The organism is Microcoleus sp. S13_C5 (genome assembly GCF_036700845.1).
GTDB lineage: Bacteria > Cyanobacteriota > Cyanobacteriia > Cyanobacteriales > Microcoleaceae > Microcoleus.
The window spans coordinates 82,919-90,341 of the sequence record NZ_JAUBPR010000014.1 but is presented as its reverse complement, the minus strand read 5'-3'; the positions used below and the strand labels follow the sequence as shown (position 1 = coordinate 90,341).

Genomic DNA, 7,423 nt, shown 5'->3' with positions numbered 1-7,423 from the left:
GACTGAATCTGTCTTGAGTACTCGTTCTGGTCGGATTCCTCCTTCTCTTGTGCCACGCTAACCCCGTGAACTTCTACCTTTTTCTCAAATCTATGCGGTCAGACATTTTCCTAACTGGTTAACGATTTTTTTCAGTTTACCTCATTTTAAAATATTCTCATAGATCTTGGAAATGACTATATATTTCTTTTGATGCTATCGCCTGAACTACTGCGCCAATGCCAGTGTGATAAATACCTTCTACTACATCACGCTCAAGCTCAATTAGATGCCTAAACTTTAAGCCAGCTAACTCAAGACTTAAAGATTCTTTAGATTGCATCGAATCTACTGAATTTCCGCCGCCAGTACCATGCTTCAACTGATCGGGTGTATAAGCCTCAAGCAGAAACACACCGTTTCGCTTTAACCCTGCTTCAACTTTTTTATGAAGTTGTTTTCTTATTGAAGAGGGCAATGGACAAAATATAGATACAATTCCGTCCCATTTATTCTCGCCTAAATCATAATCGGCTAAATTAGCATGAATAAACTCAACAACTACCCCGTTCTCCTCAGCCAACTTTCTGGCTTTATTCAAACCAACTAGAGAGGCATCTACAGCGGTTACAGAGTAACCCTGTTTCGCAAGGAAAACAGCATTCCGCCCTTCTCCTTCGGCCAAGCTCAGAACTTTACCTTTTGGAATACTGGTGACGTTTGCTTCCAAAAACTTGTTCGGGTTTGTGCCATATACGTACTCTTGGGCACTGTATCTTTCATCCCACATCTATTTTCTCCAATTGTTGCTGTTGGCACATTTGATGCCAAAAAAATATAACTATGTATTCAACCGCAGATATGCTGGATAATACCATTACCTTCGGTGGATTATCCCTCATATCTGTTGAACAACATCTTATTTTTAAGGAATTAAACAGAAACTTTGCAGGTTAAGTCCGGGTTCTTGGGTGTTATCCATCGCTTCTGATAGTTAATCCTGGAAATCAGGGGTGTTATTTGTCACTTTTGCTGGATACCACTCCCTATATTGGTCTTATCCGGCATTAACGTAATGTCGCAATCTACCGCTCCTATACGGCTTTGCCGCTTGCTGGAGGCAGAGCCTTCGCGGAGCGTGCAGGGCGGAGCAGGAACGAGTACGATCGCCCCTAGTTGTAAGTTGGGTTGAGCTTGTCACGTCCTTACTTATGGCTCAGTAGATAACGTGAAACCAAACATGACTCGATTGGGCGATCGCACAGGGTTGAGGTGGAGAAGCATTTATGAGTGTCGGGTTTCATCCTTCAACCCCGCCCGCATCTCCAGCATCTCCAGCACTTTGGGGATGGCAGTAATCTCATTGGACTTGGCATCTAGCTTCAAAAGAATGGAAGGGGTGGCTTATTACGCGATCGATCGGTTCAGGAGAAGTGGGCTGGTTATTGTGCCAAGGCAAGCATAAGCTGTACCATCCATGAACTCAGACACGCACACGCGATCGAACTGGTTGATGAAGGAGTCAGTCTCAATACTATCGGCAAGCGTCTCGGCTATCCTTAGAGGAATATTAGAAAAAATACTAGCCTGTTGCCTGCGATACTAAGTTGTTGGAGCGAATTCAGTAGGGTCAGACAAGTCAATTTCAAGAAGCCTTGAGTTTTGTCAACAGACCTTGATTATCTAGCGAGAGATTAAAGACCGCGAAGGTGAGGGGGCAGCATTGGGTAATCTGGGAAATGTTTACGCTTCCCTGGGCAACTCTATGCCTTGGCGATCGAGTACCATCAGCAGTCGTTGACCATGGCCCGTGAGATTCATGACCGCCAAAGTGAAGGAGCCGAACATGATTAAACTCTCTGGAATTAAAGTTTTAGCCCCAATTTACGAAAGTGCCAATTCCCTGGTCTATCGAGGGATTCGAGAACAAGATCACAAAGCAGTAATTCTCAAAGTTCTGAAACAAGACTATCCCACCCCCTCTGAGCTAACCCGATATAAGCAAGAATATGAAATCACCTGCAATCTGGACATAGATGGTGTGGTAAAAGCTTATGGCTTAGAACCGTATCAAAGAACTTTGGTTATCCTCTTAGAGGATTTTGGCGCATCATCCTTAAAACAATTGATGAATGACCGTGTAGGGACGCATGGCATTGCAACCCTACCAGAATTTCTCAACATCGCTATCAGAACGGCTGAGATTTTAGGTACTATTCACGCTGCCAATGTCATCCACAAAGATATTAATCCTGCCAACATCGTCTTTAACCCAGAAACAGGAATTATCAAAATCATTGACTTTGGTATCTCCACTCAATTAACCCGCGAAAATCCTACGCTGAAAAATCCCAATGTTTTAGAAGGCACTTTAGCCTATATGTCACCGGAGCAAACGGGACGAATGAATCGTTCTTTAGATTACCGCACTGACTTTTACTCTCTCGGCGTTACCTTCTACGAACTACTTACGGGACAGTTACCTTTTGAAAGTACCGATGCGTTGGAACTGGTGCATTGCCATATCGCCAAACAGCCCATACCCCCTCATCTTTTAGGAGGAGGAGAGGGGGAGAGAGGCAGAGGGGGAGAACCTTGTCCTAAAGCCGTTTCGGATATTGTGATGAAGCTGATGGCGAAAATGGCAGAGGAACGATACCAAAGTGCTTGGGGCGTCAAAGCCGATTTAGAAGAATGTCTCTTTCAGTTACAAGCTAATGGGACTATAGCAGATTTCCCTCTCGGTTCTAAGGATATTTCCGACAAGTTTCAAATTCCCCAAAAGCTTTACGGACGAGACTCAGAAGTTAAAACTTTACTAACAGCATTTGACCGAGTGAGTCAAGGCACAACTGAAATGATGCTAGTGGCGGGTTATTCCGGAATTGGTAAATCAGTGTTGGTTGCCGAAGTTCATAAACCCATCACTCAAAAGCGCGGCTATTTCATCTGGGGAAAATTTGACCAGTTTCAGCGTAATATTCCCTACTCAGCTTTTGTCAGCGCCTTTCAGGGATTGATGCGCCAACTGTTAACCGAAAGCGAAGCACAACTAAACCTTTGGCGAGAAAAACTCCTGGCTGCTTTGGGTTCCAACGGACAAGTGATTATTGAAGTGATTCCGGAAGTGGAACTGATTATAGGCAAGCAACTACCCGTGCCGGAATTAAGCCCCGCTGAGTCCCAGAATCGCTTTAATCTGGTTTTCCAAAACTTTATTCGGGCTTTTTGTGCAAAAGAGCATCCTTTAGTCATTTTTCTAGACGATTTGCAGTGGGCAGACTCCGCTACCTTCAAGTTAATTGAACTGATGATGACGGATGCGGATACACAATACCTATTTCTCATTGGAGCTTATCGAGATAACGAAGTCACCCCCACTCATCCATTGATGATAACTCTTGATGGGCTACGGAATGGGGGGGTAACTGTCAATCTTATTACCTTAGCTCCCTTAAATAGCCAGCATATTAGCCAGTTAATTACCGAGACTTTGCACAGTGATGCCTCTTCAGTAAAACCCTTGGCCGAGTTGGTAGTTCATAAAACTGGAGGCAATCCTTTCTTTGTCTATGAGTTTCTCAAAACCCTACATACCGAAAACCTGATAACTTTTGATTTTGAACGTCACGGCTGGCAGTGGGATATTTCAAACATTGAAGCTAAGGGCATTACTGACAATGTGGTGGAGTTGATGATTGGTAAGGTGAAGAAACTGCCTCCAGTTACACAGCAAGTTTTACGCTTAGCAGCTTGTGTAGGTGCTGATTTCGACTTAAACACCCTTTCTATCATCAGTGAAAGATCTACATCGGAAGTTTATAAAGACCTAACAGCAGCAGTTCAGTCCGGGTTAATCTTGCCCACATCCGAGTTGGATGAAGAACTGTTAATTCAAGATTATAAATTCCTGCATGACCGGGTGCAGCAAGCAGCTTACTCGCTAATTGACGAAAAAAATCAACAAGAAATCCACTTGAAGATTGGTCGCATTCTGTTGAAAAATTTTGAAAAATATGAGTTAGAAGAACGAATTTTTGATGTAGTCAATCACCTGAACAAAGGACAATCATTGCTCAGTGATAAATCGGAAAAAGAACAATTAGCTATATTGAATCTAATCGCTGGAAGAAAAGCTAAATTCTCTTCAGCCTATCAACCCGCATTACTATACATAACGAACGGGCTGAAACTTTTCCCCCCTAATAGCTGGGAGGAAAACTCTCACCTGACATTTTCATATCACCTTGAAAAAGGTGAAATAGAATATTTAAATGCTAGCTGGGACGAAGCTTTATTAACTTTTGATGAAGCCCTTGAGCATACCAATAGTTTGTTGGATCGGTGTAAAGTCAATGAATATAAAGTGACGTTATATCGAATGAAAAATGATTTGGAATCCTCCTTATATCTGGGAGTACAGACGCTCGATCTATTGGGAATCAAGTTGAAAGCTTTTCCTGAAGAATATGAACTTATAGCAGAAGTGAATCATGCTAATGAGACAATCGCTGCCAGGAAAATTGAAGATTTTATAGACCTTCCTGAAATGCAAGATCCTGAAAAACTTGCTGCTATGGTACTCCTCAGAGAATGTGTACCTCCATCTTACTTTTTAGGGTCTAGATTGCTGTTCATACTAGGCATAAAAATGATTGAGCTATCGCTCGCCTATGGAAACAGTCCTCACTCTTCAGTTGGGTATATATATTATTCGTTAACACTTGCCTTTGTAGCGCAAGATTTTGAAACAGCCTATAAATTTGGAAATTTAGCCTTGAGATTGAACGATGAAAAGTATCAAATGAAGCGTTATGAAGCATTAATTTTGAATATGTGGGGAGGATTTGTTTCCCATTATACTGAACATCTCGATCGCTCTAAAGAGCATTTAATGAGAGGTTATTATAGCGGTGTAGAAAACGGTGCCTATCAATGGGCAGGATATTGTGCAATCAACTTTTTGTTTATGTGTTTTTGGGGGACTGATTCCTTAAAAGAATTATCAGAAAAAATTGATAAGATGATACCCGGGTTAAAAAAAGTCGATCCCAACATGGTGCAATATTATTATGCGATTAAAGCGACCATTTATAATTTGATTGAACCCGTTGAGGATTGGAGTGTTCTTGATGAATCCTTATGGCCGAATGCCAAGGAGATCATTAAGTCTTGCCTTGAAAAAAATGATTTATTCACGGTATTTATAGAATTAGCCTGTAAATTGTCTTTAGCCAACTGGTATTCAGATTATGAGAAAGCGATAGACTATGCTAACTCTGCCGAAAAATATTTGATAGGCGCGACGGGGATTTTTATTAATCCGGCTTTCCATTTTCATCAATGTCTAGCCTTATCAGTTGGGTATGACTGTGCTGAGGGTGAAAAACAGCCACAGTATGTGGAGAAGATTAAATCGAATCTTGAGAAATTCAAACTCTGGAGTAAACATTGTCCGAGTACCTACCTTCATCAACGTCTGCTAATCGAAGCTGAGTTGGCGCGAATTACAGGCAATGTTTTGGAAGCGCAGGATTTGTATGACCAAGCGATCGAGTCAGCCCGAGAAAATAAATTTTTGCAGAATGAAGCGCTAGCGTCGGAACTAGCAGCTAAGTTTTGGTTAGGTAAAGGTAAAGAGAAGATTGCTAAAGTCTACATGAGTGAAGCCCGCTATGGCTACCAACGCTGGGGCGCTAAACGCAAGGTGGAAGATTTGGAGGAAAAATACCCGCAGTTGCTGCCAAAATCATCTGCTGAAAATAGCATTACTTCCACGCGCATGGTAACAAGCAGTACCTTAAGTGGCACTCAGTCAGGGGAAGCTTTGGATCTAGCCACCGTGATGAAAGCCTCTCAAGCCATTTCCGGCGAAATTGTACTGGATAAATTACTCACCTCCTTGATGAGAACTCTCATGGAAAATGCCGGGGCGCAAGTTGGTTCTCTGATTTTAGAATCTCAGGAAAAATTGCTGATTGAAGCAGAAGTATCTGTTGATTCAGAACAAGTCACTGTCTTACAGTCAATCAACATTGAAAATAGCGAACAACTGCCACTAGGTGTCATCCAATATGTTGCAAGAACTCAAGAGGATGTCGTTTTATCTGATGCTACTAACGAAGGAGTTTTTACTCGTGAACCCTATATTGTTAAAAATCAGCCCAAGTCACTCTTATGTATTCCTATTATTAATCAAGGCAAACTGATCGGTATTGTATATCTAGAAAATAATCGGACTGCAGGGGCATTTACCCCAGATAGATTGGAAGTTTTAAAAATCTTATGCTCACAAACAGCTATTTCGATTGAAAATGCCAGACTCTATCAAAGCTTAGAAGATAAAGTTAATGAAAGAACCGCTCAACTAGCTCAAGCTAACGGAGAAATTAGTACCCTGAATCGAAAACTCAAAGCCGAAAATGTCCGCATGAGTGCAGAACTCGATATCATCAAACAACTGCAACAAATGGTGTTACCCAAACAGTCAGAACTCGTAGCAATTGAAGGCTTAGAAATAGCTGGATTTATGGAACCAGCAGATGAAGTTGGCGGCGATTACTATGATGTACTGCCACAGGATGGTCAAGTCAAGATTAGCATTGGTGATGTCACCGGACATGGTTTAGAAAGTGGCGTGTTGATGATTATGGCACAAACGGCTGTCAGGACGCTTCAGAAAATGGACGAAACAGATCCAGTGAAGTTTTTGGATATCATAAACCAGACACTTTATGACAATCTTCAGCGCATTAACTCGGATAAAAACATGACTTTAGCCATCTTAGATTATGCCGGAAGTGTCCTGAAATTAAGCGGACAACATGAGGAAATGATCGTGGTGCGCGCTGATGGAACATTGGAGTGCATAGACACGATGGATTTAGGCTTTCCCATTGGCTTAGTAGAAGAGATTGGTGACTTTATTTCTCAAACAGAAGTGCTGTTGAATCCTGGAGATGTGGTGGTGCTTTATACTGATGGAATTCCCGAAGCTAAAAATATTAATAAAGCGCAGTACGGATTAAAAAGGTTGTGGCAAGTGGTGGTTGAAAATCGTCACCGTTGTGCCGCAGAAATTCAGGAAGCTGTTATTGCTGATGTGCGACAGTATATTGGTGTTCAGAGGGTGTTTGATGATATTACTTTGGTGGTGATGAAGCAGAAATAGAGTATTAATTAGCGGGAGCTGGCGAGATTCTACTTTTTATACTTTTGCGATTTTAGCCACTTACACTACATTCTCTCACGAACTTGATCGGTGCCGTAGTCCACATTCCGCACCCCCAAATGGTACATACACTACTTGACCATCTCAAAGTGAATCATCGGAGAAAATAAGGAGTAGAAATACTCAAAAATCTCGATCATTCAGCATCACCCAGTTGTCCATTCTGGAAATTTGACGTGAGGGCGTGAGTTAAATAGTCCTGTCGGTTAAAAT

General features: G+C 41.9%; 3 protein-coding genes and 1 pseudogene. 3 read left to right on the top strand and 1 reads right to left on the bottom strand.

The annotated features are described in order from the left end of the window. Window positions 1-157 precede the first annotated feature (157 nt). Complete coding sequence (locus tag QUA04_RS06425) at window positions 158-769, bottom strand: class I SAM-dependent methyltransferase (protein WP_333254917.1); 612 nt, start codon at window positions 767-769, stop codon at window positions 158-160. Between the two features lie 438 nt (window positions 770-1,207). On the opposite strand from QUA04_RS06425, the gene QUA04_RS06420 reads away from it, so the two are divergent. The 3 genes and pseudogenes from QUA04_RS06420 to QUA04_RS06415 all read left to right on the top strand — a co-directional run bounded on the left by QUA04_RS06420 (window position 1,208) and on the right by QUA04_RS06415 (window position 7,150). Beyond that, a complete protein-coding gene (locus QUA04_RS06420; RefSeq protein ID WP_333254914.1) occupies window positions 1,208-1,444 on the top strand; it encodes a hypothetical protein in 237 nt (78 codons plus the stop codon). After that, window positions 1,438-1,542: pseudogene (locus QUA04_RS29905) on the top strand (hypothetical protein); the annotation flags it as partial. The gene QUA04_RS06420 and the pseudogene QUA04_RS29905, both read left to right, overlap by 7 nt. 283 nt (window positions 1,543-1,825) lie before the next feature. Further along, the gene (locus QUA04_RS06415) at window positions 1,826-7,150 is read left to right on the top strand and encodes an AAA family ATPase (protein WP_333254912.1); all 5,325 of its coding nucleotides are present in this window, start codon (window positions 1,826-1,828) and stop codon (window positions 7,148-7,150) included. Window positions 7,151-7,423 lie beyond the last annotated feature (273 nt).

Bases quoted from the DNA above. Each gene is read 5' to 3' on its own strand.
- QUA04_RS06425 (WP_333254917.1), bottom strand. From the start codon at position 769: ATGTGGGATGAAAGATACAGTGCCCAAGAGTACGTATATGGCACAAAC.
- QUA04_RS06415 (WP_333254912.1), top strand. From the start codon at position 1,826: ATGATTAAACTCTCTGGAATTAAAGTTTTAGCCCCAATTTACGAAAGT.